Here is a 25,456-nt window from a genome sequence, read left to right as displayed (position 1 = left end):
TGATTAATAAAAAGTACGTTATCTTATTTTTGTAGCTCTTAATTCTGTAGTAAGATGAACATTTCTAGAATAGTTAATTTATTGGCAATAATTATTGGTGGAGCCATAGCGCTTTATGCTCAGGCCGAAGAAAAACAAGACACGTATTTGTTAATTGGAGGTATCGTTTTATTAATGTTTGGTATTTATAGAACTTCAAGAAATATACCAAGTAAATTTGATAAGCAGGAAGACGAATCTTTTATTAAATCTGAAGATGAAGATTAGTATAGGTGATAGTGTTGAAACTATTGACGATAACATAAAAGGTGTTGTGACTAATGTTTCAGGTTCAGTAGTTACTATTGAAGATGAGGATGGATTTGAAATACAATTTGAAGCTCATGAACTAATTGTCACGGCAACCGATAAAAAGTTAAGACAAGCTGTAATAAATACAGACTTTGATACTGTCAAAAAAGAGAAAGAATCAATAAAGAGAAGACATCAGCCTACGACAAAACCAAAACAAAGACATGCACCAAAGATTGTTGTGGATCTGCATATCCATCATTTAACGGACTCTACAAAGGGCATGACTAATTTTGATATGCTGAATTTGCAAATTGATACAGCCAGAAGGCGATTAGAACATGCAATCACTAACAGAATACCTAAGTTGGTTTTTATTCATGGCGTTGGTGAAGGCGTATTGCGACAAGAATTAGAAACACTTTTCAGACGCTACAATAATGTACAGTTTTATGACGCAGATTATAAAACCTATGGTTTAGGTGCAACTGAGATAAGGATATTTCAGAATATAAATCCTTAATTAATCGTTCTCAATAGTTATATTTTCAATAGGACTTACGTAGCTACCAAGATTAATTATTGTAGCATCAATAATGTCTAGACCAATATCTTCCAAAACAAAAAAGCTTGTTGTTGTTCTGGTGTATGTGTTATCGATAAACCCTGAATCAGGGAAAGCTTCCATAGCTGTTGGGTGATTATAGCGAAACCTGACTACATTGATGCCTTCTTCGTTTGGCACAAAATCATTTAATGGATTCTGATCTTCAGTTGGGTCTTCAAGACGCGTTAAAACACCGTCGTTATCATCATCAGTATCTAAATAATCTGGTTGGTCTTCACCATCTGTATTCCTTGGATTTGTAAATGGATTATTATCACCATCATCATTATCGTCTTCGTTAATGGTTTTTACATTGTCATTATCGTCATCTTCATCTAAATAATTTGGAATTCCATCACCATCAAAATCATCATTTGTAGGATCGCCATCACCATCTAAATCTTCATCCTCTGTTGGTATACCATCATTATCATCATCTACAATTGTAACTGTTACATTAACATTACCACCATCTGTTTCGTAGTAATCTATAACTACTAAACTAGGATCACTCAATTCATCACATAAAACATTATCTCCAATTACATTGCTATATGTTCTATAGTTAAATCTGATACCTGTAGCAGAACCTATTTCTACTGTATGAGGTTCATTTTCAGGAGTCTCATCAGTGAACAAATAATCATAAGCTGGTTTTGGCAGTGATAATATCAAAGCTTCGTTAGGATCTTCACGTGTATCGAATAGTAAATAAAAATTTTCAAAGTTATCACATCGATCTAATTCCTCGTCAAATTCTAATTGTACATTAATAATGTCACCATCATCGCATGAGGATAAGAAGACTAATAAAATAAAAGCAAAAAAACGACGTGTCATAGAATCAATTTTCAACAAAAATAACGGATTTGTGAAATTATAACGCTGAAGTATTTAAATAATTTTATTTACAATATTTTTGCACCATGAAGTCAGTATATTTAGATAATGCAGCAACAACCGCACTGCGACCGCAAGTAATTGATAGGATGACTGAAGTTTTAAAAGAAAACTTCGGTAATGCTTCATCTACACATAGTTTTGGCCGTTCTTCTAAAGCCCTTTTGGAGCAGTGCAGAAAAAACATTGCAAGCTACTTTAATGTATCTGCAGGTGAAATTGTATTTACCTCTGGTGGTACCGAAGCAGATAATTTAGCATTACGAAGTGCAGTAAGGGATCTAGGTGTTAAGGAAATAATCATTTCTAGAATTGAGCATCATGCCGTTTTACATACTGCAGAACAGCTTCATAACGAGTATGGTGTAAGTATTTATTTTGTTGAAGTTGATATTAATGGTTTTATCAATTACGTCCATTTAGAGGAGTTATTAAAAAGAAGTGAGAAGGCATTAGTAAGTCTTATGCATATTAATAACGAAATTGGAAATATATTGGATATCGAAAAGGTGGCAAATTTATGTGAATCCTATGGTGCACTATTTCATTCAGATACTGTTCAATCGATTGGACATTTTAAATTAGATCTAGATAAAATCCCTGTAGGTTTTCTTGCTGCAAGCGCACATAAATTTCATGGCCCAAAAGGTGTTGGATTCTGTTTTATTAGAAAAGAATCTGGCCTAAAACCATTGATTTTTGGTGGAGAGCAGGAGAGAGGTTATAGAGCTGGTACAGAGTCTATCCATAATATTGTTGGCATGGATGAAGCTTTAAGGCAAGCGTACAAAAACTTAGAAAAGGAACATAAATATGTCCTAGGTTTAAAATCATATTTTATAGAAAGACTTCAGCACATAATACCAAGTATAGGTTTTAATGGAGGATGTGACGATTTACAAAATAGCACATATACACTTGTAAACATATGTTTGCCAATTGCACCAGAGAAAGCACCCATGTTACAGTTTCAATTAGATTTAAAAGGAATAGCCTGTTCTAAGGGTAGTGCATGCCAAAGTGGTAGTAGTCAACAATCACATGTTTTAACAGCTATCTTAAATGCAGATGATTTAGTGAAACCTTCCGTTAGATTCTCGTTTAGCATTTTTAATACAAAGGAGGAATTAGATTATGTAATTGATGTATTGAATGAATTTGTCAATTCCTAAAATCTAGCTGAAAGCCTTAGGTTAAAAACACGAGGTGTTAGGAAATTAGGTATTGCAAACTGACGTTTGCTGTAAACGTCTCTCACCCATGTGTTGGTAATTGTATTTTGGTTGTTGAACATATTGTAAATTTCAAAACCAATCGAGAATTCCTTAAATGCTTTTTTCCAATTACTTCTATACCTTCTTTCAGGATTTACGATTTCGTATGAAATACCTAAATCAGCACGACGGTAGTCTCTAAGTCTAATTTGAAAATCATAAGGATCAGCATAACTCGGAGATCCACCTGGAACGCCTGTATTATATACTAAGTTTAAATACATTTTCAAATCTGGCATGTTAGGTACATAATCTTGAAATAAAGCACCAAATTTTAATCTTTGATCGGTTGGTCTTGCTATATAACCTCGATTATCAATATTCTCTTCGGTTTTTAAATAACCAAAACTAAACCATGATTCTGTACCAGGTACAAATTCCCCATTTAGTCTCATATCTAATCCATAGGCATAGGCCTCTGCATTATTTTTGGCTCTATAACGTATTCTCACATTCTCCAAGGTATAAGGATTTACATCTGTCATCCCTTTATAATAGGCTTCAGTAACTAGCTTGAAAGGTCTGTCCCACATCTCAAAACTATATTCGTTACCAACAACAATATGAAATGATTTCTGTGCTTTCACATCGGGTTGTACAACACCAGATGAATCTCTTAACTCCCTATAAAATGGTGGTTGGTAGTATAGTCCTCCTGCTATTCTGAAGAGCATGTCTTTATCCCAGTTTGGTTTAATTGCAAATTGAGCTCGAGGGCTAAAAACTGTTTGTGTGTTTGATTCTATCGCCTCACCGCTTACTGTCCAATTATGTGCTCTTATACCTGCATTGTAGAAAACTTCATTTTCGCCCCAAGTTGTGCGTTTACTGTATTGAGCAAAGGCTTGAATTCTCTGAATTTTCACTCTATTGAGCGCTCTAATATTTTCAAAAGCGGTTAATGGTCCTGAAAATGATTCGTAAGGCTGTAAGTTTGGTTGACTAAAATTAGGTGGTCTTATGGAGAATCCAGCTGAGTCAATCACCTCATATTCAACAAGTCGATCGCGAATATCTTCATCTGTATACTTAATTGACCACTCCAAAGTACTTTCTTCGTCAACGCTGTAATCTCCACGATGTTCAACATTAACAATAAAAGCATCTAATTCATTCCGTGCATGTGTTAACTGAGAACCAATTCCTTCACTAAATTCAACTTCACCTAAATCATCATCTCCAATATTGGTATTTACTTCACCTAATCTGTATTGAGCAAAAATATCGAAGAATTCTTGTTCAACTGTATGGTAGGCAGAACCAATAAGTTTTAGTGTGAGATCATCATTTACAAAATAATTGGCTTTAAATGCTCCAAAATATGTCTGGTATTCATCCTCTTCCTGTCCATCATAAAACACCAAAAGGGCTACAGGTTCTTCTAAAGTGCCAAAATTGGTCTGTCTATTTTCTGGTTGAAAGTTATACTTGTTTAATGAAATATTTCCTAAGAAATTAAGATGAAACTTATCTGAAAAACGATATGTAAGGTAAGTTTGTGCGTCTGCAAAAACAGGTTCAACATTTCCTTCAGTTTCAAGATTGTTTAAGATTAAACTATTGTCTCTATACCTAACACCAGCAATTCCAGAAAATTTCCCATCTTTAGAAACCGTCTCGCCAGCTATACTTCCGCCGAGCAAACTGAGATCAGCCCTAATTCCAAAATCCACGGGATTACGATACGTTATGTCTAAAACTGAAGAGAGTTTATCACCGTACTTTGATTGAAAACCTCCTGCAGAAAAATCTACATTTGCCACTAGATCTGTATTAACAAAACTTAAACCTTCTTGGTTACCAGACCTAATTAAAAATGGTCGGTAAACTTCAATTTCATTAACATAAACTAAGTTTTCATCAAAATTTCCACCTCTCACTGAATACTGAGTACTCAATTCGTTTGATATGTTTACACCTGGTAAAGTCTTAAGTATGTTTTCTACTCCAGGCTGAGCACCTTTTATAGTTCTAATAACCTTTGGGGCAATTGTTGTAACACCATTTACTTTTTGCCTTGTACTGCTGGTCAATACAACAGTCGCTATTTGCTCAGCTTCTAGCTTCATAACAGGATTAAACTCAACTTCCTGTCCATTTTTTAAATTAAATACCTGAAGAACGCGTTTGTGACTAATATGTGTAAATTCTACCGATACTTCTTGACCAGAAGGTATCTTTAATTCGTAAAATCCGTTAACATTCGTAGCAGTTCCTTCTCCGGTACTTGCTTTAATATTTACTTCGCTTATAGGGTAATTATTCTCATCTAATATTACACCTCTAATAGTGGCTGATTGTGAGAAGGACAAAAGACCTATGAAGAGGGTGAAAAATGTTATTAACTGTAAGCGTTTCAATTAGATTAATTTATTTCCTAAAAAATGTTGCCTCAAATGTAGAACTATTTCCAACATTATCCGTAACAATTATTTTTAAATCATTCTTAGTATCCTTTACTACATTATCATTAAAATCATGTATTAGAGAATTTGTTTTGTAATCGTATTCCATTAGGATCCATTTGCCATTAACTGTTGCTCTGTATTTACTAATACCAGATAATTTATCATCAATTTTAACCTTTAGATAACGGTATTTGCTTAACCATTTTTTGTGCTGAAAATTCACCGGTTTAATAGTTGGTGCTATTGTATCCATCGCTAGGGTGTAGGTGCCAAAAACCTTACTACCAGCACTTAGCGTGTTCCCTTTTCTCGTTGTGTAAACGTAGCTGGGCTTTTTGTAATACCCATATAATCTGGCAATAAATAACTTATCCTGATGTTGATTTTTATAGTTACTTATATCATAATTGATATAGAAGTTCTTTTGAAGCGGAATTTTGTCCTCATGCAATTGAAGCGTGTCTGAATTTACACTAAAATCTATCCATACATCATCATATACTGTGTTTTCATAAAAATTCACCTTAACATTACCAGAATTTAAAACGGTACTTTTATCACTAAAGACCAATGACTTTCCACTAATATTTTCTCCTGTTTTTGTTATTGACTTAATGCGTTTACCATTAATTGGGATATTAACCCATGTTTCATTCTGTTTATAATCTCTGATCCTTATTTTATAAACTGATGATGTACTGTCTTCTATTTTTACAAATCCATTGTCATAAGCATCCTTATACAAGCTAAGTGGATTGTTTGGTTCAATAAAAAGTTTTTGTATTCTAGACTTTTTGGTTTTCCAATATTCATAATCAATTAAACGCTTTATGTGTTTAGTTTCACTAAAGCTGAAGCGTTTAAAATCTATCTCAAGGCTTTTGTTGCCATTAAAAAAGGTTTGTATGTTGCTAACGCCGTTATTGTTCGGAGCCAGATCTTGTTTATCATAGGTTGTAACTCCAAAACCAATGTCTCCTTGAGCAGTAATTTTTTCAACTTCGTAATCACCATTTTTCTTAGGTATTAGTCTCAATGGTACGCGCTCATTTTTACCATTAATCAAAGCATCCTTATTTTTCGGATAAGCATAAACTCCAATTACAAAGGGCGCTTTGGTATCTTTAACATCAATACCAAAAAGCATTGGATTCATTGGTCTTTCCTGATTGTCTCTAATTTCAAAATGAAGGTGTGGCCCACCTGAACCACCTGTATTGCCTGAATAAGCAATTATCTCATTGGCATCTACTGGCAACTCTTCAGGTCCGGGAAATACTTCAACCTCATAGCTTTCCTTTTGATATTGGCACATTTTGATGTATTCTTCTAATCGCTTTGAAAACTTTTGCAAATGCCCATAAACAGTAGTATATCCGTTAGGGTGGGTTATATAAAGTGCTTTTCCGTAACCAAAATGGGATATTTTAATACGACTTACGTATCCCTCGGCAGAGGCATATACTTTTAGACCCTGTTTGCGTTGTGTCTTAATGTCTAAACCACCATGAAAGTGTGAAGATCTTAATTCTGCAAAGGTGCCTGAAAGTACAAGTGTAATATCTAGAGGGTTGTTAAAATAATCTTGAGGGTACTCTGATTGCGAATACAAGGAAGTGCTCAAAAAAAGTAGAATCAGAAGTTTTTTCATTAATTATTTCAATAGTAGCTAAATTATTAATTTGAATAAGAATTGCAAACTCAAAAACACTAATATTTTTCTTAACGTTTTTATTTATTGATTGTTATTGTAAGCAAAAATAATTGTAAAAGAATTGTGTTTTTACATTTGGTATGTTAACTTTGTTTAAATAGTATTGAATTACTTTAATGAGTAAAATTGAAGACATTGTTGATGCCTTAGAGAATAAAATCAGTAAGGTTTTGCACAAGCAAGAAGTTTTAAAGCAAACCAATGCAAAACTAACTGAAAGATTGGAACAGCATCAACAAAAACTCTTAGAACAACAGGAGGAAATAGCTTCTTGGAACGAGAAATACGAAACGCTCAAAATAGCAAATTCAATGCTTGGTGGTGACGAAAATAAACGAGATACAAAGCTCAAAATAAATGCACTTATTAGAGATATTGACCATTGTATAAGTCAACTCTCAGAATAAAGTTGTAAATTAGACTAAATGTCAGATCAATTAAAAATTAAGCTGTCTATTGCAAATAGGGTTTATCCATTAACTATAAATCCTAAGCAAGAAGAAGGTTTGAGAAAAGCTACGAAGAAAATTGAAGCTATGATTGGTCAGTTTGAGCAGAATTACTCTGTAAGAGATAAGCAAGATGTATTAGCAATGTGTGCTTTGCAGTTTGCAGCTCAAGTAGAGCAAAAGTCAATAGATAAAGAGTATGTGAATGAAGAAGTTCAGCATAAGTTAGAAGCTTTGAATGAACTTTTAAACGAGCATATTTAACTCGTACGTTCTTTAAAATACAAAAGGTTACTGCCTACATTAGTTATATTTTTTGATAAACTCAACGTTAATTCTTTAAAAAGGGTGAGTTGAAGTTGTAAAATCGTGCTGTTAGTGCTAAACGTGTTTGGTATCTTAGACAGATTTTTGATCAGCTTGTTAGCCCTAAACTTGTTTTTAAGGAGTTTATACAGAATCCAAAACTGATGTAGGCTTTTTTTATACACTAATACTAAACAACAAACATGGACACTAACACAATTTTATATATTGTTGGAGGCGTAGTTTTAGGATTTATAATAGGTTTAATAATTACCAAATCAATGGGTAAAGGAAAAGCGTCTAAATTAATCAAGGATGCTGAAAATGAATCTAAATCAATACTTAAACAAGCCAAAACTGATGCCGAAGCACTGAAGAAGGATAAAATATTACAGGCAAAAGAGAAATTCATTGAGCTTAAGGCAGAGCATGAGAAGGTAATTTTGTCGAGAGACAAAAAAATGGCAGAAGCCGAAAAGCGCATTAGAGATAAAGAATCTCAAATATCAAATGAATTATCTAAGGCCAAAAAATCAAATCAGTCATTAGAAAGTAAAATAAAGGATTACGACTTCAGACTAGAATTTTTAGAGAAAAAGAAAGTTGAAGTTGAAAAAGCTCATAAAAGCCAAATAAAGCAATTAGAGGTAATTTCTCAACTATCTGCTGAAGAAGCTAAGGAACAGCTTGTTGAGTCCTTGAAAGAAGAAGCTAAAACTGATGCAATGGCTTTTGTACAAGATAGACTGGAAGAGGCAAAGCTTACAGCTCAGCAAGAAGCTAAGAAAATCATAATAAATACAATACAGAGAATTGGAACTGAAGAAGCAATTGATAATTGTGTATCAGTTTTTAATATTGAATCTGATGATGTAAAAGGTAGGATAATCGGTCGAGAGGGTAGAAATATTAGAGCAATAGAATCCGCCACTGGAGTAGAAATTATTGTTGATGACACACCAGAAGCAATTATATTGTCATGTTTTGATTCAGTTAGGCGAGAAATTGCTAGACTATCCCTTCACAAATTAGTTACAGATGGAAGAATTCATCCAGCTCGAATTGAAGAAGTGGTTAGAAAAACTCAAAAACAAATTGAGCAAGAAATCATTGAGGTAGGTAAACGAACGGTTATAGATTTGGGTATTCATGGTTTACATCCTGAATTAATCAAGATGGTCGGTCGTATGAAATACCGTTCTTCTTATGGTCAAAACTTATTACAACACTCACGTGAGGTTGCAAAACTTTGTGGAGTCATGGCAGCTGAATTAGGATTGAATCCTAAATTGGCAAAACGTGCAGGATTGCTTCACGATATTGGCAAAGTACCTTCATCTGAAGCGGATATTGAAACTCCACACGCTATATTAGGTATGCAGTGGGCTGAGAAATACGGTGAAAAACCAGATGTGTGCAATGCAATTGGGGCACACCATGATGAAATTGAAATGACCACATTACTTTCGCCAATTATTCAAGTCTGTGATGCTATTTCTGGTGCAAGACCAGGTGCAAGACGACAAGTATTAGATTCTTATATCCAAAGACTCAAGGATTTGGAGGACGTCGCATTTGGATTTACCGGTGTTAAGAAAGCTTATGCTATTCAAGCTGGTAGAGAGCTAAGGGTAATTGTTGAAAGTGAAAAAGTTTCAGACGATAAAGCCGCAAGTTTGTCATTTGAGATTTCGCAAAAAATCCAAACCGATATGACTTATCCTGGGCAAGTTAAGGTTACTGTAATAAGAGAAACAAGAGCAGTTAATATTGCCAAATAATAATAAGATTTTATACAAAATAAAAGCGTTCAATTTTATGAACGCTTTTTTATTTTCTGGGATGAAATTTATTTAAGACATCGCTTAAATGCGATCGATCTACATGCATGTAAATCTCTGTTGTAGTGATACTCTCATGGCCCAACATCATTTGTATAGCTCTTAAATCTGCTCCATTTTCTAATAGATGTGTAGCAAAAGAATGTCTAAAGGTGTGAGGAGAAACATTCTTTTTTAACCCTGATTTTTCAACTAATTTTTTGATAATAGTAAAGACCATTGCTCGCGTAAGTTTCTTCCCCTTGTAGTTTAAAAACAACACATCTTTAGAATCTGGTTGAACTTGTATTTGATTTCTAATGTTTCTCCAGATGTTTATGAATTTCTGTGTGTTTACGCCAATTGGAACGAAGCGTTGTTTATCTCCCTTGCCAGTTACTTTAATAAACCCTTCGTCAAAAAATAAATCAGAGATTTTCAATTCAATTAATTCACTTACTCGAAGTCCACAACTGTATAGCGTTTCAATTATAGCTCTGTTACGTTCGCCAAGATTAATGCCCTGATATTGGTAGCTTAAGTCAATAGTATTAATCAACAAATCAATATCCTCAACTGAAAGCGTATCTGGTAGTTTTCTGCCAATTTTTGGTGATTCTATTAAGTCAAGTGGATTTGTTGTTCTATAATTTTCAAAGATTAGATAGTCAAAGAAATTACGTAGTCCCGAGATAAGTCTCGCTTGTGATCTAGGATTAATAGATTTTGATATGAAATAAATAAACTCTTTTATTGTGTCATTATCTATCGTTATTGGGTTTTTGGATATTGAATTATCATTAAGATAGTTTGTCAACTTTTTTATATCATAACTATAATTCTCTATTGAGTTTTGAGATAACCCTCGTTCAATTTTGAGATAGTGTTGGTAATCAATTAGTGCATTTTGCCATTTCATTATTTAAAAATAAAAAAAACACTTTACCAATAACGCAAAGTGTTTTTTAATTTATTAAAAGAATTTTATTCTAAAAGAAATCATTCTTAAAATTTGCATTAGGATAATTCTCTGTGAAAATATCTATGAGATCAATTACCCACCATACACCTAATCCACCAAGTGTTAAGATGAATAAAATATTCCAGCCAATAGGGCTTTTTAGGTACCATCTGTGTGCGGCTAATCCACCTAAGAAGAACCACAAAATAATAGCAATACCCTTACTTTGTTGCGAAGCTCTAGCTAATGGAGTAGTCATTTCAACAGAATCTGTAATTTCAGTATCTGCTGCAGATTGCTCACTTGTTACTGGTGCTTTTGCACGTTTTACCGGAAAGGAGGCGTAAGCAGAACTAATTGTTAGCATTAAAACTAATGCTGATAAGAATAATTTAATTTTCATAAAAATTGGTTTAAGTTTGTTTAAAGCTATAAAAAAATTCTCACAAATAAAATTGGTTTTTATATTCATAGAGAAATTATGTTTATAGGATTATGCTGTTAACACTGATTTATCTATTAAAAATTTATTCATGAAATACTACCTATTTTCTTTTTTAACGATAATGTTTTTTTACCAAGTTTCTGGTCAAAACAGTAATAAGTTTATGGGTGTCATAAAAATTCAAGATACGCTGATTATCACTTATAAAGTGGATTTTGAAGAGTCAAATGGTATAATTTCTGGTTATAGCTTAACTGATTTTGGTGGTGAGCATGAGACAAAGTCTAGAATTGAGGGAAAATATGATAACGTAAGAAACTTATTGTCTTTTAAGGAGGTGGAACTTATTTATACAAAGTCAACATTTTCAGAGGAAGATTTCTGCAACATACATTTAGAGCCGATAAAATTTAAGATTGGCAGTAACAAACTAATGGGTTCATTTAAAGGTTTATTTAATGATGGGACTGAATGTATTAGTGGAGAGATAGCGATGAATTCTGTTGAACGGATAGACAAGAGAGTATCAAAATTCACAAAACAAATTGAAAAATCTAATCGTGTACCTGATAGTTTAAAACTTAAGTTGAAAAACACAAAATTACTCGATACGATTAATCTGAATGTTTTAAAGAAAAATGAAACTACTTCCATAATAACAAGGGCAAAAACCTTAAGAGTAGCGGTTTATGATGGAGGCCAGATTGATGATGATATAATCACTATTAAAAAAAATGGGAAAACGATATTGTCTAAATATCGTATTACGAGTGAAAGAAAAATTATAGAAGTAAATATGGATGCCCAAAAAGTACAGTTGACAATTCACTCTGACTCAGAAGGATCGATTGGCTCCAACACTGCAATTGTTGAATTTGTGGATGGTATTAATACCATTAAAACAATGACAAACCTCAAAATGGGAGAAATAACTCGCATAGATTTAATCAAAAAGTAAATTGTCTTTTTTTGATTAGACTTTTAATATTCCTAACAATTAATAAATTCTATTATTAACATAGGCTGAATGAACACCTTTTTTATCATTTCACAACTTTAAAACACCTAATTGGCTTGTTAGTAAAGCATTAAAGTTTCTAATACTGACCAATATCATTTCATCTGATTTTTACTGATTATAGTTTTGCAATTGTAATCATAAAATCAAATAATTATGAGAAAGCTATTTTTATTTATGGTAATGGCGTTTTTCGGAACGGCCATCTTGCAAGCTCAAGTAAAATTTGGGGCAAAGGCAGGTGTTAATTTTGCATCTATCACTGGGGAAGACACGGATGATCTTGACGGAATAACATCTTTTCATATTGGTGCAATGGTTGAAATCCCTGTTTCTGAGAAATTTTCAGTGCAACCGGAATTGTTATATTCTGCTCAAGGAGCTACAACGAGTGAGGATGGAATGGATTTAGACTTTAAGGTTAATTATATTAATGTACCTATAATGGCAAAATATTTTGTAGCAGAAGGTCTTAGTTTGGAAGCAGGACCACAATTAGGTTTTTTGATAGATGCTGAAATAGAAGGAGGAGACGTATCAATTGATATTAAAGATCAGGTTAATAGTTTTGATTTTGGTGTTAATTTTGGTCTTGGGTACAAATTAGATAGTGGATTAAATTTTGGAGCAAGATATAATCTTGGTCTCTCAGATGGTAATGATGATCCAGAGTTCTTTGAGTCAGAAGAGGCTTTTAAAAATGGCGTGTTCCAATTTTCAATTGGTTATTTTTTCTAGTGAAATAAAGTGGTAATTGAACAAGCCGGGATTATTAATCCCGGCTTTTTTATAACATATTTTATGTTAAGTTTTTTTAAGAAAAGGATTACATTTGACAAATTAATAATTTCAAACAAATCTTATTTATGAAAACTTTTTCTACGCTGTTTATTTTACTTTTTACAATATGTTTTTTGGATGCTCAAAATGAAAAAGGTGATTTTACATTAGCACCTCAATTAGGTGTAAACTTTGCAACTTATTATGCCGGTTCTTCAGATGTGACTTACGATTCGAGAACGTCTTTAGCTGTAGGTGTAGTTGGTGAATATTATATAAATGACAGATGGAGTTTTAGATCTGGAATTCAGTTTGATCCAATGGGTGTCAAAGATGGTGGTGGTAACATTGACAAATTAAATTATTTGACCATTCCATTAAATGCTAATTGGCATTTTGGCTCTACAAGAAAGTGGTATTTAAACTTTGGTCCGGCAGTTTCTCTATTATTAAGTGCTGAGGGTGATTTATCAGATGGATCTACTATTGATCTGAAAGACGCTGTACCAGGCACGGATTTTGGGTTTATTGCCGGTATTGGGTATAAATTTCAAATTTCTGAAAATTTTCAATTATTCATTGATTATCAAGGATTCGGTGGTTTTACCAACCTTGATGAATTGGGTAATCTTCCATTTGATATTCGTAACTCAAGAAGTTCTTTTAATGTTGGTGGTGTATTTATGTTATAACACCTCAATTAAAACTTTAACTAAACCAAAGCTGATCTGCTTTGGTTTTTTTATACCCTTATTTTAATATCTTTACTTCATGAAGAAACTGATAATAATAAATGGGCCAAATTTAAACTTGCTTGGCAAACGTGAGCCAGAAATATATGGCTCTCAAACATTTGAGGACTATTTTGAAAATTTAGAATCTAAGTATAACGATATTAGTTTAGAGTATTATCAGTCTAATATTGAAGGTGAGCTAATAGATAAATTACAGGAGGTTGGTTTTAGCTATGACGGAATTATTTTAAATGCGGCAGCCTATACACATACTTCCGTTGGAATTGGCGATGCAATAAAAGGTATTGAAACCCCAGTAGTGGAAGTACATATATCCAATACTTTTTCTCGTGAAGAGTTTAGGCACCAGTCTTATATTTCTCCAAATGCCAAAGGTGTAATATTGGGTTTTGGCTTAAAAAGTTACGATCTAGCAATTGAAAGTTTTAATTAGTTGTACATGAATAAGTTTATTCTTTCCATATTCTTTTTGATATTCTGTTTAAATTCTGGTCAAGCACAGACAGAGTTTGGAGTTAAGGGTGGTGTAAATATTACCTTCTTTAAGGTAGATGAAATCAACTTTGGTGAATATCCTGATACAGAAATAGGATTCTACGGTGGTTTTTTTGCTGATTTTGAAATTGATGCTAACCTACATGTTCAGCCCGAATTATTGTATATAGGCATAAGTGACTTTCAATTCTTAAATGCTCCAGTTTATTTAAAGTATGATGTCAACAACGATTTTCACGTACTGATTGGACCTAGTTTAAATTACTTTTTTGATTTCTTTTCGAATAAATTTAAGGTACGTGCAGACTTAAGTTTGGCTTATGATTTATCTTCAAACCTCGATTTGCATATGAAATATACTTTAGGCTTTGAAGAACTTTCACCAAATGTTTTGTTTCTAGGTGTTGGTTATAGGTTATAAAAAAAGCGATTCATTAGAACCGCTTTTAATTGTTTTATATAGATAATTACAAGTGTATCACTTCATCGTAAGCATCCGCAACAGCTTCCATAACAGCTTCACTCATTGTTGGGTGAGGATGAACCGCTTTTAGAACTTCATGACCTGTAGTTTCTAATTTTCTTCCTAATACAGCTTCAGCAATCATATCTGTAACACCAGCTCCAATCATATGACATCCGAGCCATTCACCATATTTGGCATCAAAAATCACTTTAACAAATCCTTCTTTGTTTCCGCCAGCACTTGCTTTTCCAGATGCAGAAAAAGGAAATTTACCAACTTTGATATCATAACCGTGCTCTTTTGCTTGTGCTTCGGTTAATCCTACACTTGCGATTTCTGGAGAACAATAGGTGCAACCTGGAACATTTCCGTAGTCTAAGGCTTCAACATGATGTCCCGCAATTTTCTCAACACAAAGAATGCCTTCTGCTGAAGCTACGTGAGCCAAAGCTTGTCCTGGTGTTACATCACCAATGGCATAGTAACCAGGTATATTGGTTTGATAATAATCATTAACCAGTATTTTGTCTCTATCTACAGCTATACCTACATCTTCGAGTCCTATATTTTCGATATTAGATTTTATCCCTACAGCAGATAATACGATGTCAGCTTCTAATACTTCTTCGCCTTTTTTAGTCTTAACCGTTGCCTTTACGCCTTTGCCAGATGTATCAACAGAAGTAACTTCGGCGGAAGTCATAATTTTAATTCCAGATTTTTTAAAGCTACGTTCTAACTGTTTAGATACTTCATCATCCTCAACAGGAACAATTTTTGGCAAATATTCTACAATGGTTACCTCTGTACCCATTGAATTATAGAAATATGCAAACTCAACACCAATAGCACCAGAACCAACAACTATCATTTTCTTAGGCTGTTTGTCTAAGGTCATTGCTTGTCTGTAACCAATTACTTTTTTTCCGTCTTGCGGTAAACTTGGCAATTCGCGAGAACGTGCTCCAGTTGCAATTATAATGTGGTCAGCTGAATATTCCGTTTCGTCAACGTCAATTTTTTTACCTGGCTTTAATTTTCCAAATCCTTCAATGACGTCAATCTTATTCTTTTTCATTAAGAATTTCACACCATTACTCATACCATCAGCAACACCACGACTACGCTTTACAACAGCATCAAAATCATGTTTTGCATCTTTTACGTTTAAACCATAATCTTCAGCATGTTTAAGATATTCAAATACCTGCGCAGATTTTAGAAGAGCCTTTGTAGGGATACATCCCCAATTTAAACAAACACCTCCTAAACTTTCTTTTTCTACTACAGCAGTTTTGAAGCCTAATTGAGATGCTCTTATCGCTGTCACATAACCACCTGGACCACTTCCTAGTACTATTACGTCGTATTTACTCATGAGTAATTTTTTAGTTGAAATTTAAGGGTACGAATTTACGAAACGAAAATGTAATATTAAAGGTCTTCAGTAAAATGTCTTTGACCTTTATCTTTTGCAAATTTTTCTTGGTTATATGTTTTAGATTCCCCTTTAGGTATAGACAACGATTTCCAATCTTTACTTTTAACAAGTTTACCTATATATACAATCTGACCTATATGATAAGCATAGTGCATCATTTGACGGTTTAAGGCTTCGGTGACTGTATGACCTTGATTTCTAATATAAACAATATGATTTAAGTCATTATTATTAATTGAATCGAGTGCGTTAAAAAGACAGCTCCAGCCTTTGTTCCATGAATTAAACAGATCTTCCTTGTTTGAATAGGTGTCAATGAATTCCTTATCACGTTGACGCCATTCTTTTTCTCCGTCTTCTGTTAAAAAGTTTGTCCAACGACTTAGCATATTGCCAACAAGATGTTTCACAATAATTGATATTGAATTTGAATCATGAGCGAACTCAATTTTTAGTTCTTCAAATGACAGTTGCTCAAAAGTTTTATCTCCTAGGCTTTTATAATACTCAAATTGTTTACTTACGCTATCTAAATAACTAATCATCTTTTTTTTCTGAAGGAACAAAATTTAAGGCAGCACCATTAATGCAATGTCTTTGACCAGTTGTATTTCGAGGACCGTCATTAAAAACATGACCCAAATGCCCACCACACGTAGCACAATGTTCTTCTGTACGTGCATAACCAATGTTGTAATCTGTTGAAAAAGCAACATTCCCTTTTATTTCTCTATCAAAACTTGGCCAACCAGACCCAGAATCAAATTTATGTTCACTTTTAAACAATGGAGTATCGCATGCCGCACAATGATAAATACCATCTTCATAATTCTTGTTCAATGGACTTGAAAATGCCCGTTCTGTGCCAGCTTTCCTTAAAACGTAATATTGCTTATCCGTCAGCTGTTTTTTCCATTCGGCATCGGTCTTGGCAACAGGATAAGTTTCTTTTTGTTTTGTTTCTTTTTTTTGAGCGGAACCATCACAACTATAAAAAATTGCGGCTAAGGTTAAAATCAATATCTTTTTCATGCTATAAAAATATAAAATAAGCTAGTTAAAATGGTCGCAATTAAAGTTAAAAGCTTACTAAACCGTTTTCGGTTATTTTATTGTTAAGAATTACATTTTTTTTGATTATCTTAATTAACTCTTTTGTTCTTTTGTAGTTCAATTTAATCATTCAATAGATTTTTTAATGAAAGTATTGTTTTTAACTCGAGAATTTCCACCTTATGTTTATGGAGGTGCCGGAGTACATGTTGAATATTTGGCTAAGGAATTAGCTCAATTAATGCAAGTTGATGTTAGGGCATTTGGAGACCAAAAAATCGGCAACTCAAACCTTAATGTAAAAGGTTATCCATTTGAAGACGGACTGTTTGCAGATAGTGATGCCAAGTTAAAATCTATTTTTAAAACGTTAAGCACAGGTTTACACATGAATGCGGATATGATTGATGCGGATGTAGTGCATTGTCATACTTGGTACTCTCACTTTGCTGGAATTATGGCAAAATTATGTTATGGTACACCACTAGTTGTAACAACACATTCTTTAGAACCACTTAGACCATGGAAGAGAGAGCAGTTGGGGAGAGGTTACGACGCTTCGTCATGGATTGAAAAAACCGCTATTGAGATGGCTGATTGTTTAATTGCCGTGTCTGAAGAAACAAAAGAAGATGTTATTAAGCACTTTGATGTAGATGAAAATAAAATTGAAGTAGTTTATAATGGTATTGACTTAAAGGAATATGTTGTTGTTAAAGAAACTAATGTTTTAGAATCATATGGTATAGATCAATCCAAGCCTTATGTGTTGTTTGTAGGTAGGATCACTAGACAAAAAGGAATTATTCATTTGGTAAATGCCATAAAATATATAGATCCAGATACTCAAATAGTATTATGTGCAGGTGCTCCAGATACCGAAGAAATTGCGAAGGAAATGGAGGGTGCTGTTGCGGAGGCATCAAAATCTAGAAGTAATATCTTTTGGATTGATAAAATGTTGGATAAGAAAGATGTGATACAGTTATATTCTCATGCTTCTGTATTTTGTTGTCCTTCTATTTATGAACCATTTGGGATAATAAATATTGAGGCTATGGCTTGTGAAACGGCAGTTGTAGCAAGTGCAGTGGGTGGAATAAAAGAAGTGGTAGTAGAAGGCGAAACAGGTTTATTAGTAAATTTAGAACAACAAAAAGTTGCACCTTTTGAACCTGTTAACCCGGATAAATTCTCAAGAGATTTAGCTGATGGAGTTAACAAATTAATTAATGATAAAGATCTGAGAGATAAAATGGCCATGAAGGGAAGAAAAAGAGTAGAAGACTTTTTTGACTGGAAAGCCATTGCAAAACAAACTAAATCAATATATAAATCTATAATACAAGACAAATGATAAATGACAAAGTCTTAAGCATAATTTTGGGAGGAGGACAAGGGTCTAGACTATACCCTTTAACGGAGAATAGGTCAAAACCTGCGGTGCCAATTGCAGGAAAATACCGTTTGGTGGATATTCCTATTTCAAACTGTATCAATTCCAGTATAAAACGGATGTATGTTTTAACTCAGTTTAATTCTGCGTCCTTAAATAAGCATATAAAAAACACTTACCATTTTAGCTTTTTTAGTTCTGCATTTGTCGATGTATTGGCGGCAGAGCAAACTATACATAGTGATAAATGGTTTCAAGGCACTGCAGATGCGGTGCGCCAAAGCATGCATCATTTTTTAGCTCATGATTTTGAGTATGCTTTAATATTATCTGGTGATCAATTGTATCAAATGGATTTTAATGAAATGATTGAAGCACATGAAAAAAGTGGCGCAGAGATTTCTATTGCAACATATCCTGTTAATGCAAAAGATGCAACGTCTTTTGGTATATTAAAGACTGATGAAGATAGTATTATCAAGTCTTTTATTGAAAAACCTAAGTCAGATTTATTACCAGATTGGACGTCACAGGTAAGTAAGCAAATGCAAGACGAAGGCCGTCATTATTTAGCGTCTATGGGTATTTATATTTTTAATAAAAACCTTCTAGTAGAACTAATGAATGAACCAAACAAAGTAGATTTTGGAAAAGAAATCATTCCAGGTGCAATAGCAAATCATAAAACCTTAAGTTATCAATATGAAGGTTATTGGACCGATATAGGAAATATCGATTCATTTTTTGAAGCTAATTTAGGATTAACGGATGAAATTCCAGAGTTTAATTTATTTGATAATAATCAAAGAATATATACGCATGCTAGAGTTTTACCTACTTCAAAAATATCAGGAACGCTCTGTGATAAAACAGTAATTGCAGATGGGTGTATAATACATGCCGCTAAAATAGAACGTTCCGTAATCGGAATCCGTTCAAGAATAGGAGCGGAGTCTACAGTAAATAATTGTTACATGATGGGTAATGATTATTATGAAACGCTCGAAGAAGTTGAGACAAATAAGATTAAAACTCTTATGGGTATAGGAGAACGTTGCTTTATTAAAAATGTAATCCTAGACAAAAATTGCAGAATTGGTGATGATGTTAGAATTAATGGAGGTCCGAAACTCAAGGATAAAGAAACTAAAAATTACCTTATTAAAGATGGTATTGTAGTGGTAAAAAAGGATGCAATTATTCCTTCTGGTACCATTATTCAATAGTAATTACACCTTGAATTATAAATAGTTATACAATTCAAACGTTATAGTTTAATATGCTATATTTTATCTTTTTATTTGTCGATAATGTATAGTACTTTCGTTATATAAATAACAATCAACCAGCATTATGCAAAATCAAAAACGTGTTGTCATAGACGCAGTTTCACCACAATTAAATTGTGGGGAATTTTTTATAAAACGTATTATAAATGAAATTGTTAATGTAGGTGCTCATGTATTAGTTGACGGACACGATGTCATTGCGTCATCTGTTCTTTATAAACACGAGAATGAGCGCAGATGGAGAGAGGCAAGAATGCACCATGTTGAGAATGACGAGTGGAAAGCATCTTTTCAAGTTGAGAAACAAGGTTTCTATTCTTATAAAGTTCAGGGATGGGTGGATCATCCATTAAACTGGCAACATGGAATTGAAAGGAAAATTGATGACAACCAGCATGTTAAATCTGAATTATTAGAAGGGGTTACATATTTAAAGCCATTATTAAAAAAGGTTTCTAAAGAAGATCAAGAATACCTCAAATATTGTATTGATTGTTTTAACAATGATGCTCATTACGACGATGCTATAAAGGAAGCAATATCGAATAAACTTCATGGCATTTTTGTTAAATATCCAGATAAGTTTCACGCAAATGAGTCAGATGAACTTAAGGTTTATGTAGATAGGAAAAAAGCATTGTTTAGTACATGGTATGAATTCTTTCCAAGATCATCTTCTGAAGTAGTTGGTCAGCATGGTACATTTAAAGATTGTGAAAGACTGTTGCCAAGAGTTGCAGAGATGGGCTTTGATACGTTGTATTTCCCACCAGTTCATCCTATAGGTGAGGTAAATCGTAAAGGCCGAAATAACACAACTGAAGCTAATGATGATGATGCAGGATCTGCTTGGGGAATAGGATCAAAACATGGTGGCCATAAAGATTTGCATCCGCAGTTAGGAAAACTTAGCGATTTTAAAAGATTAATCAAAAAGGCTAAGGAGCTCAATATTGAAATAGCTATGGACTATGCATTGCAGGCTGCTCCAGATCATCCTTGGGTAAAGTCTAATCCAGATTGGTTTAAATGGCGACCTGATGGTACCGTTCAATATGCTGAGAATCCACCTAAAAAATACCAAGACATATTACCTATTTTTTGGGAAGGTAAAGAGTATAAATCGCTCTGGAATGAGTGTTTGGATATTCTTCTATATTGGATTGATTGTGGTATTAATATCTTTAGGGTTGATAACCCACATACAAAACCTTATTATTTTTGGAATTGGGCAATATCAGAGGTGAAAAAGAAGCACCCAGACGTTATTTTCTTAGCGGAGGCTTTTACAAAACCAAAGGTAATGCAACAATTAGCTAAACAAGGCTATACACAATCATATACATATTTTACGTGGAGGAACAATAAGCATGAGTTAATTGAGTATATGACAGAATTGACTCAGACGGATCAACGTGAATATATGCGACCTAATTTTTGGCCAAATACACCTGATATCAACCCATATCATTTGCAAGGAGCTAATGAATCAAAATACATCCAGCGCTATGTGCTTGCAGCGACTTTAAGTTCTAATATTGGGATTTATGGACCTGTATTTGAACAACAGTTGGATGAGGCTATACCAGGTAAGGAAGAATATTATATGTCTGAAAAATTTGAAGTAAAGCATTATGATTGGAATGTTCAAAACAAACTTACATCCATTATTTCTAAGGTAAATGCTATTCGTCATGAGCATGAGGCACTGCAGCAGACAAATAATATTAAATTTTGCCATATAGAGAATGATAATCTTTTGGGTTTCTATAAATGGAACGATTCAAAAACAGATGAACTTCTTATTATTATAAGTCTAGATCAATACTACGCACAACAAGGTACAGTGCAACTACCATTGCATGAACTTGGCGTTCATTCAGGACATCAAATTACTGTAAGTGATTTGGTAACAGGAAGTAGTTATAATTGGTATAGTGAATGGAATTTTATAGAGTTGCATCCAACATTGCCATTTCATATATTTAAGATAAATAAGTAGTAATGTCTAAAAAGAAATCCACAACCGTTAATCTTAAGACACCGTACAATTTTAATGTACAGTGGGAGCAAATAATGGAGAATGAGGGTTTCATCAAAATATTTCTCTCTGACGTACTTGAAAATTATATAGTAAAGCAAAGATGGTATGGTGGTAAATCTAGTAAGTTAAAATATATTGAGCTTGCTGAGTATTTTCGTATCCAGCAAAATGAAGAAGTATATTATGGTTTAATACTAGAGGTAAATTTTTATGAGGCATTTTTTCAGCATTATTTTTTACCAATTGCCTTTGTTTCAGACGAAAGTTTTGCAAAGGACGATCGCATACTTCCTATTAGTATCCAAAATCAAGAAGGATTTATTATTGATGCGGTTAATCTAGAAGCCTTCAGAAAGGTTGTTTTTGAGCGTATCTTAACTGCAGTACCAAAAGATAGAACGCGTGTTCAGTATAAAAAGAGCTCAATATTTAAGGATTGCGAATATGAATCATCTCGATTCATGGGAATGGAACAGAGCAATACATCTATAATTTATAATGAAAAGTATGTTTTAAAGTTCTTTAGAAGAATTTACGCAGACCGTAATCCAGATTATGAAATGAGTCGTTTTCTTTCTGAAAAGAAAGATTTTAAAAATACACCGGCCTATTTAGGTTGTGTGCAAATAAAAGATCTTGAAAACACCAATATTACTATTGCATTAATGAATGAAATGGTACCTAATGAGGGTGATGCTTGGGAATATATGCTTAAGGAACTACATAAGGTCTTTTTAAATTTAGAATACAAGAATATAAAGATAGATCGCTTACCACATACTGAAATGTTTGAGCGATTGGACATAAGAGATATTCCACCGCAAATTATCGATTGGGCTGGACTTAATGTGTTCACAAAGATTCAGACATTGGCTAAGCGTACGGCAGAAATGCATATAGCATTGGGTTCTGAATTTGAAGATACCTCATTCACACCAACACGTTTTAATGGTGATTATACGGTTTGGTTAAAAAACAGGTTGTTATATCAATTTCAGAATCGATTAAATGCTGTAGAGAACAACCTTCATAAGTTAGAAGGATTGGCGCTTGAATTAGCTAATGAGTTTCTTGAAAAGAAAAATGAAATTAGAAAACGCTTTGTAAAGTTTGATTGGACTAAGTTAAAAGGTGAACGTTTAAGGGTTCACGGCGATTATCATTTAGGACAGATCTTGATAAAGGATGACGATTTCTACATTTTAGATTTTGAAGGAGAACCAGAGAGTACCATTAGAGATCGTAAAGTAAAACAGCCACCATTAAAAGATGTTGCAGGCTTATTTAGATCGTTTCATTATGCAATATATGCGACAATATTCAACAATATAGATAATTACAAACAAAGTCAAGAAGCACTCTTTGAAGCTGGGGAAATATTATATCAATATTTTATTGGATTGTTTTTAGGTACTTATGTACAAGAAATACAAGATGCAAATATCAATATAGGCTACCAACAAGAACGCATCTTTTTACTCAAATACTCATTGCTTGAAAAAGCAGTTTATGAATTGGGTTACGAACTTAATTCACGCCCAAGATGGGCAGTGATTCCACTTAAAGGAATTTCAAATATCATCAACCACTAATTTTATGGCAGAAGTAATTGCACACAGCTTATTCACTGATTTTGATATAGATTTATTTAAATCGGGCAAACACTATCGCTTATACGAAAAATTTGGTTCGCATATCACTACTGTAAATGGTGTAAAAGGAACCTATTTTGCAGTTTGGGCACCAAGTGCAAAAATGGTATCGGTAGTAGGAGACTTTAATTATTGGTTAGAAGGAGACCACAAACTTAATGTACGTTGGGACGGTAGTGGAATTTGGGAAGGCTTTATCCCAAAAGTAGGTAAAGGAAATGTATACAAGTATAAAATTCACAGTCATCATAACGATATTAAAACAGAAAAAGCAGATCCATATGCAAGACGCTGCGAGCATCCACCAAATACAGCTTCAATAGTTTGGGATGACAACTATAAGTGGAAGGATACTAAATGGATGAAAAAGCGTAAGGATCACAATGCACTAGATGCGCCTTATTCGGTTTACGAAGTTCATTTGGGTTCATGGAAAAAACAGATTGAAGAAAATAGATTTCTTTCTTATAAAGAATTATCTGATGACCTAGTGAAATATGTAAAGGAAATGAACTTTACACATGTAGAATTGATGCCTGTTATGGAATATCCTTATGATCCATCTTGGGGTTATCAACTTACAGGTTATTTTGCACCTACGTCTCGATTTGGATATCCTGAAGAATTTAAATTACTAGTTGATAAACTGCACCAAAATGACATTGGGATTATTTTAGATTGGGTACCATCACACTTTCCAGAAGATGCTCATGGACTTGGTTTCTTTGATGGTTCAGCATTATACGAACATCCGGATAAGAGAAAAGGGTACCATCCAGACTGGAAGAGTTTAATTTTTAATTATGGTCGTAATGAAGTTAAATCTTTTCTAATCAGTAATGCAATTTTTTGGTTAGATCAATATCATGCTGATGGTTTACGCGTTGATGCTGTAGCCTCTATGTTATTTTTAGATTACAGTAGAGAAGACGGAGAGTGGGAACCTAATATGTTTGGTGGTAGGGAGAATTTAGAAGCCATTTCATTTATGAGGGAAATGAACGAAGCTGTTTACTCTACTTTTCCTGATGTACAGACTATTGCAGAAGAATCTACTTCGTTTCCTATGGTTTCCAAACCAACCTTTATTGGAGGATTGGGTTTTGGAATGAAATGGATGATGGGTTGGATGCACGATACCTTACAGTATTTTGCTAAAGAACCTATTTATAGAAAACATCACCAAAATGATTTAACCTTTAGTATGACCTATGCATTTACCGAGAACTTTATGTTACCATTAAGTCATGATGAGGTGGTTTATGGAAAGCGATCCATATTAGGTCGCATGCCAGGAGATGAATGGCAAAGATTTGCTAATTTGAGATTGCTGTACTCGTATATGTTTACACATCCAGGAACGAACTTATTATTTCAAGGTGCTGAATTTGGTCAGAGTGAAGAATGGAATTTTCAACAAAGTCTAGATTGGCATTTGCTTCAATATGCGCCTCATAAAGGTGTGCAGGCATTGATAAAGGATTTAAATACACTTTATAAAAATGAACCTGCACTTTACGAAAAGCAATTTTCAGGTGAAGGATTTGAATGGATTGATTATAACGATTCGGAGAATTCGGTCTTAGTATACATTAGAAAAGGAAACGATGAATCAAATGACTTAGTCATCGCATGTAATATGACGCCCGTACCTAGGGAAAATTATAAAATGGGAGTACCAAGAAAAGGCAAACTAAAAGAAATATTTAATAGCAACCTTAAAAAGTATTTTGGTAGTGGTGAATACAAGAATAAAGTGCAATCTACAAAACCAGAATCTTGGCAATTCAGGGATAATTCAATAGATGTAAATATTCCACCCTTAGGCGCAGTAGTTTTAAAATACACTAGTTAAAATCGTATTTTTTTGACAGAAAAATTGCGAGATAAAT

At 33.5% G+C, this 25,456-nt stretch carries 24 protein-coding genes and 1 other RNA gene; 17 read left to right on the top strand and 8 right to left on the bottom strand.

Annotated elements, in window-relative coordinates; all coding sequences use genetic code 11:
• Positions 1-54 precede the first annotated feature (54 nt).
• Together LBV24_RS11565 and LBV24_RS11560 are read left to right on the top strand one after the other, a co-directional pair.
• Entirely contained in the window at positions 55-267 is a 213-nt protein-coding gene (locus LBV24_RS11565) for a hypothetical protein (protein WP_224478822.1), read from the top strand.
• Positions 257-814: a Smr/MutS family protein gene (locus LBV24_RS11560; protein WP_224478821.1), complete on the top strand. Its 558-nt coding sequence runs from the start codon at positions 257-259 to the stop codon at positions 812-814. Before LBV24_RS11565 ends, LBV24_RS11560 begins: the two co-directional genes overlap by 11 nt.
• On the opposite strand, the gene LBV24_RS11555 is transcribed toward LBV24_RS11560, so the two are convergent.
• The gene (locus tag LBV24_RS11555; RefSeq protein ID WP_224478820.1) at positions 815-1,738 is read right to left on the bottom strand and encodes a hypothetical protein; all 924 of its coding nucleotides are present in this window, start codon (positions 1,736-1,738) and stop codon (positions 815-817) included.
• Between the two features lie 86 nt (positions 1,739-1,824).
• Here LBV24_RS11555 and LBV24_RS11550 point away from each other — a divergent pair, with 86 nt between their 5' ends.
• Positions 1,825-2,970 carry a cysteine desulfurase family protein gene (locus tag LBV24_RS11550; RefSeq protein ID WP_224478819.1) on the top strand — a complete coding sequence of 382 codons (1,146 nt, stop codon included), beginning with the start codon at positions 1,825-1,827 and terminating at the stop codon, positions 2,968-2,970.
• Here the strand turns inward: LBV24_RS11550 and LBV24_RS11545 are convergent.
• Both LBV24_RS11545 and LBV24_RS11540 read right to left on the bottom strand, forming a co-directional pair.
• The gene (locus tag LBV24_RS11545; protein ID WP_224478818.1) at positions 2,967-5,432 is read right to left on the bottom strand and encodes a TonB-dependent receptor; all 2,466 of its coding nucleotides are present in this window, start codon (positions 5,430-5,432) and stop codon (positions 2,967-2,969) included. The two genes, LBV24_RS11550 and LBV24_RS11545, sit on opposite strands and share 4 nt — an antisense overlap.
• 10 nt (positions 5,433-5,442) lie before the next feature.
• Positions 5,443-7,131 (bottom strand): M23 family metallopeptidase, encoded by a 1,689-nt coding sequence (locus tag LBV24_RS11540; protein WP_224478817.1) that lies wholly within the window; start codon positions 7,129-7,131, stop codon positions 5,443-5,445.
• Between the two features lie 179 nt (positions 7,132-7,310).
• Here LBV24_RS11540 and LBV24_RS11535 point away from each other — a divergent pair, with 179 nt between their 5' ends.
• The 4 genes from LBV24_RS11535 to rny all read left to right on the top strand — a co-directional run bounded on the left by LBV24_RS11535 (position 7,311) and on the right by rny (position 9,730).
• Positions 7,311-7,601: a hypothetical protein gene (locus LBV24_RS11535; RefSeq protein WP_224478816.1), complete on the top strand. Its 291-nt coding sequence runs from the start codon at positions 7,311-7,313 to the stop codon at positions 7,599-7,601.
• Between the two features lie 18 nt (positions 7,602-7,619).
• The gene (locus LBV24_RS11530; protein WP_224478814.1) at positions 7,620-7,907 is read left to right on the top strand and encodes a cell division protein ZapA; all 288 of its coding nucleotides are present in this window, start codon (positions 7,620-7,622) and stop codon (positions 7,905-7,907) included.
• 59 nt (positions 7,908-7,966) lie between these two features.
• Positions 7,967-8,095: non-coding RNA, 6S RNA (gene ssrS, locus LBV24_RS11525), on the top strand.
• A gap of 57 nt (positions 8,096-8,152) precedes the next feature.
• Positions 8,153-9,730 carry a ribonuclease Y gene (rny, locus tag LBV24_RS11520; RefSeq protein WP_224478813.1) on the top strand — a complete coding sequence of 526 codons (1,578 nt, stop codon included), beginning with the start codon at positions 8,153-8,155 and terminating at the stop codon, positions 9,728-9,730.
• Between the two features lie 49 nt (positions 9,731-9,779).
• Here rny and xerD read toward each other — a convergent pair whose 3' ends face one another.
• Together xerD and LBV24_RS11510 are read right to left on the bottom strand one after the other, a co-directional pair.
• Positions 9,780-10,688: a site-specific tyrosine recombinase XerD gene (gene xerD, locus LBV24_RS11515; RefSeq protein WP_224478812.1), complete on the bottom strand. Its 909-nt coding sequence runs from the start codon at positions 10,686-10,688 to the stop codon at positions 9,780-9,782.
• A 70-nt stretch (positions 10,689-10,758) separates the two neighbouring features.
• Positions 10,759-11,133, bottom strand: a complete 375-nt coding sequence (locus LBV24_RS11510) for a TM2 domain-containing protein (RefSeq protein WP_224478811.1) — start codon at positions 11,131-11,133, stop codon at positions 10,759-10,761.
• Between the two features lie 130 nt (positions 11,134-11,263).
• Here LBV24_RS11510 and LBV24_RS11505 point away from each other — a divergent pair, with 130 nt between their 5' ends.
• From LBV24_RS11505 to LBV24_RS11485, 5 genes are all read left to right on the top strand, one after another.
• Positions 11,264-12,133: a hypothetical protein gene (locus tag LBV24_RS11505; RefSeq protein ID WP_224478810.1), complete on the top strand. Its 870-nt coding sequence runs from the start codon at positions 11,264-11,266 to the stop codon at positions 12,131-12,133.
• Between the two features lie 216 nt (positions 12,134-12,349).
• A complete protein-coding gene (locus LBV24_RS11500) occupies positions 12,350-12,931 on the top strand; it encodes a porin family protein (RefSeq protein ID WP_224478809.1) in 582 nt (193 codons plus the stop codon).
• Between the two features lie 128 nt (positions 12,932-13,059).
• The gene (locus LBV24_RS11495) at positions 13,060-13,665 is read left to right on the top strand and encodes a porin family protein (protein ID WP_224478808.1); all 606 of its coding nucleotides are present in this window, start codon (positions 13,060-13,062) and stop codon (positions 13,663-13,665) included.
• 79 nt (positions 13,666-13,744) lie between these two features.
• Complete coding sequence (gene aroQ / locus LBV24_RS11490; RefSeq protein WP_224478807.1) at positions 13,745-14,161, top strand: type II 3-dehydroquinate dehydratase; 417 nt, start codon at positions 13,745-13,747, stop codon at positions 14,159-14,161.
• A 6-nt stretch (positions 14,162-14,167) separates the two neighbouring features.
• Positions 14,168-14,644, top strand: coding sequence for a PorT family protein (locus tag LBV24_RS11485; protein WP_224478806.1), 477 nt, complete (start codon positions 14,168-14,170; stop codon positions 14,642-14,644).
• A gap of 46 nt (positions 14,645-14,690) precedes the next feature.
• Here LBV24_RS11485 and lpdA read toward each other — a convergent pair whose 3' ends face one another.
• The 3 genes from lpdA to msrB are packed head-to-tail and all read right to left on the bottom strand — an operon-like array spanning position 14,691 to position 17,162.
• Positions 14,691-16,067, bottom strand: a complete 1,377-nt coding sequence (gene lpdA / locus LBV24_RS11480) for a dihydrolipoyl dehydrogenase (RefSeq protein WP_224478805.1) — start codon at positions 16,065-16,067, stop codon at positions 14,691-14,693.
• A gap of 56 nt (positions 16,068-16,123) precedes the next feature.
• Positions 16,124-16,675, bottom strand: coding sequence for a DUF1572 family protein (locus LBV24_RS11475; protein ID WP_224478804.1), 552 nt, complete (start codon positions 16,673-16,675; stop codon positions 16,124-16,126).
• Positions 16,668-17,162: a peptide-methionine (R)-S-oxide reductase MsrB gene (msrB, locus tag LBV24_RS11470; RefSeq protein WP_224478802.1), complete on the bottom strand. Its 495-nt coding sequence runs from the start codon at positions 17,160-17,162 to the stop codon at positions 16,668-16,670. Before msrB ends, LBV24_RS11475 begins: the two co-directional genes overlap by 8 nt.
• A 166-nt stretch (positions 17,163-17,328) precedes the next feature.
• On the opposite strand from msrB, the gene glgA reads away from it, so the two are divergent.
• The 5 genes from glgA (at position 17,329) to glgB (ending at position 25,419) form a co-directional block, all read left to right on the top strand.
• Positions 17,329-18,540: a glycogen synthase gene (gene glgA / locus LBV24_RS11465; protein WP_224478801.1), complete on the top strand. Its 1,212-nt coding sequence runs from the start codon at positions 17,329-17,331 to the stop codon at positions 18,538-18,540.
• Positions 18,537-19,805 carry a glucose-1-phosphate adenylyltransferase gene (locus LBV24_RS11460; RefSeq protein WP_224478799.1) on the top strand — a complete coding sequence of 423 codons (1,269 nt, stop codon included), beginning with the start codon at positions 18,537-18,539 and terminating at the stop codon, positions 19,803-19,805. Before glgA ends, LBV24_RS11460 begins: the two co-directional genes overlap by 4 nt.
• 127 nt (positions 19,806-19,932) lie before the next feature.
• Complete coding sequence (locus LBV24_RS11455) at positions 19,933-21,870, top strand: alpha-1,4-glucan--maltose-1-phosphate maltosyltransferase (protein WP_224478797.1); 1,938 nt, start codon at positions 19,933-19,935, stop codon at positions 21,868-21,870.
• Between the two features lie 2 nt (positions 21,871-21,872).
• Positions 21,873-23,504 (top strand): trehalose synthase, encoded by a 1,632-nt coding sequence (locus LBV24_RS11450; protein WP_224478796.1) that lies wholly within the window; start codon positions 21,873-21,875, stop codon positions 23,502-23,504.
• Between the two features lie 4 nt (positions 23,505-23,508).
• The gene (gene glgB, locus LBV24_RS11445) at positions 23,509-25,419 is read left to right on the top strand and encodes a 1,4-alpha-glucan branching protein GlgB (RefSeq protein ID WP_224478795.1); all 1,911 of its coding nucleotides are present in this window, start codon (positions 23,509-23,511) and stop codon (positions 25,417-25,419) included.
• The last annotated feature ends 37 nt before the right edge of the window (positions 25,420-25,456 follow it).

It is taken from the genome of Winogradskyella vincentii (assembly GCF_020166345.1).
GTDB lineage: Bacteria > Bacteroidota > Bacteroidia > Flavobacteriales > Flavobacteriaceae > Winogradskyella > Winogradskyella vincentii.
The sequence above is the reverse complement of the archived record's forward strand: the minus strand, read 5'-3'. Positions and strand labels throughout refer to the sequence as shown.

Coding starts and splice junctions, on each gene's coding strand:
- aroQ (WP_224478807.1), top strand. CDS start 13,745: ATGAAGAAACTGATAATAATAAATGGGCCAAATTTAAACTTGCTTGGC.
- LBV24_RS11535 (WP_224478816.1), top strand. CDS start 7,311: ATGAGTAAAATTGAAGACATTGTTGATGCCTTAGAGAATAAAATCAGT.
- LBV24_RS11555 (WP_224478820.1), bottom strand. CDS start 1,738: ATGACACGTCGTTTTTTTGCTTTTATTTTATTAGTCTTCTTATCCTCA.
- LBV24_RS11565 (WP_224478822.1), top strand. CDS start 55: ATGAACATTTCTAGAATAGTTAATTTATTGGCAATAATTATTGGTGGA.
- glgB (WP_224478795.1), top strand. CDS start 23,509: ATGGCAGAAGTAATTGCACACAGCTTATTCACTGATTTTGATATAGAT.
- LBV24_RS11510 (WP_224478811.1), bottom strand. CDS start 11,133: ATGAAAATTAAATTATTCTTATCAGCATTAGTTTTAATGCTAACAATT.
- LBV24_RS11505 (WP_224478810.1), top strand. CDS start 11,264: ATGAAATACTACCTATTTTCTTTTTTAACGATAATGTTTTTTTACCAA.
- LBV24_RS11460 (WP_224478799.1), top strand. CDS start 18,537: ATGATAAATGACAAAGTCTTAAGCATAATTTTGGGAGGAGGACAAGGG.
- LBV24_RS11550 (WP_224478819.1), top strand. CDS start 1,825: ATGAAGTCAGTATATTTAGATAATGCAGCAACAACCGCACTGCGACCG.
- LBV24_RS11455 (WP_224478797.1), top strand. CDS start 19,933: ATGCAAAATCAAAAACGTGTTGTCATAGACGCAGTTTCACCACAATTA.
- lpdA (WP_224478805.1), bottom strand. CDS start 16,067: ATGAGTAAATACGACGTAATAGTACTAGGAAGTGGTCCAGGTGGTTAT.
- glgA (WP_224478801.1), top strand. CDS start 17,329: ATGAAAGTATTGTTTTTAACTCGAGAATTTCCACCTTATGTTTATGGA.
- LBV24_RS11485 (WP_224478806.1), top strand. CDS start 14,168: ATGAATAAGTTTATTCTTTCCATATTCTTTTTGATATTCTGTTTAAAT.
- LBV24_RS11540 (WP_224478817.1), bottom strand. CDS start 7,131: ATGAAAAAACTTCTGATTCTACTTTTTTTGAGCACTTCCTTGTATTCG.
- LBV24_RS11475 (WP_224478804.1), bottom strand. CDS start 16,675: ATGATTAGTTATTTAGATAGCGTAAGTAAACAATTTGAGTATTATAAA.
- LBV24_RS11560 (WP_224478821.1), top strand. CDS start 257: ATGAAGATTAGTATAGGTGATAGTGTTGAAACTATTGACGATAACATA.
- msrB (WP_224478802.1), bottom strand. CDS start 17,162: ATGAAAAAGATATTGATTTTAACCTTAGCCGCAATTTTTTATAGTTGT.
- LBV24_RS11450 (WP_224478796.1), top strand. CDS start 21,873: ATGTCTAAAAAGAAATCCACAACCGTTAATCTTAAGACACCGTACAAT.
- LBV24_RS11530 (WP_224478814.1), top strand. CDS start 7,620: ATGTCAGATCAATTAAAAATTAAGCTGTCTATTGCAAATAGGGTTTAT.
- LBV24_RS11495 (WP_224478808.1), top strand. CDS start 13,060: ATGAAAACTTTTTCTACGCTGTTTATTTTACTTTTTACAATATGTTTT.
- xerD (WP_224478812.1), bottom strand. CDS start 10,688: ATGAAATGGCAAAATGCACTAATTGATTACCAACACTATCTCAAAATT.
- LBV24_RS11500 (WP_224478809.1), top strand. CDS start 12,350: ATGAGAAAGCTATTTTTATTTATGGTAATGGCGTTTTTCGGAACGGCC.
- rny (WP_224478813.1), top strand. CDS start 8,153: ATGGACACTAACACAATTTTATATATTGTTGGAGGCGTAGTTTTAGGA.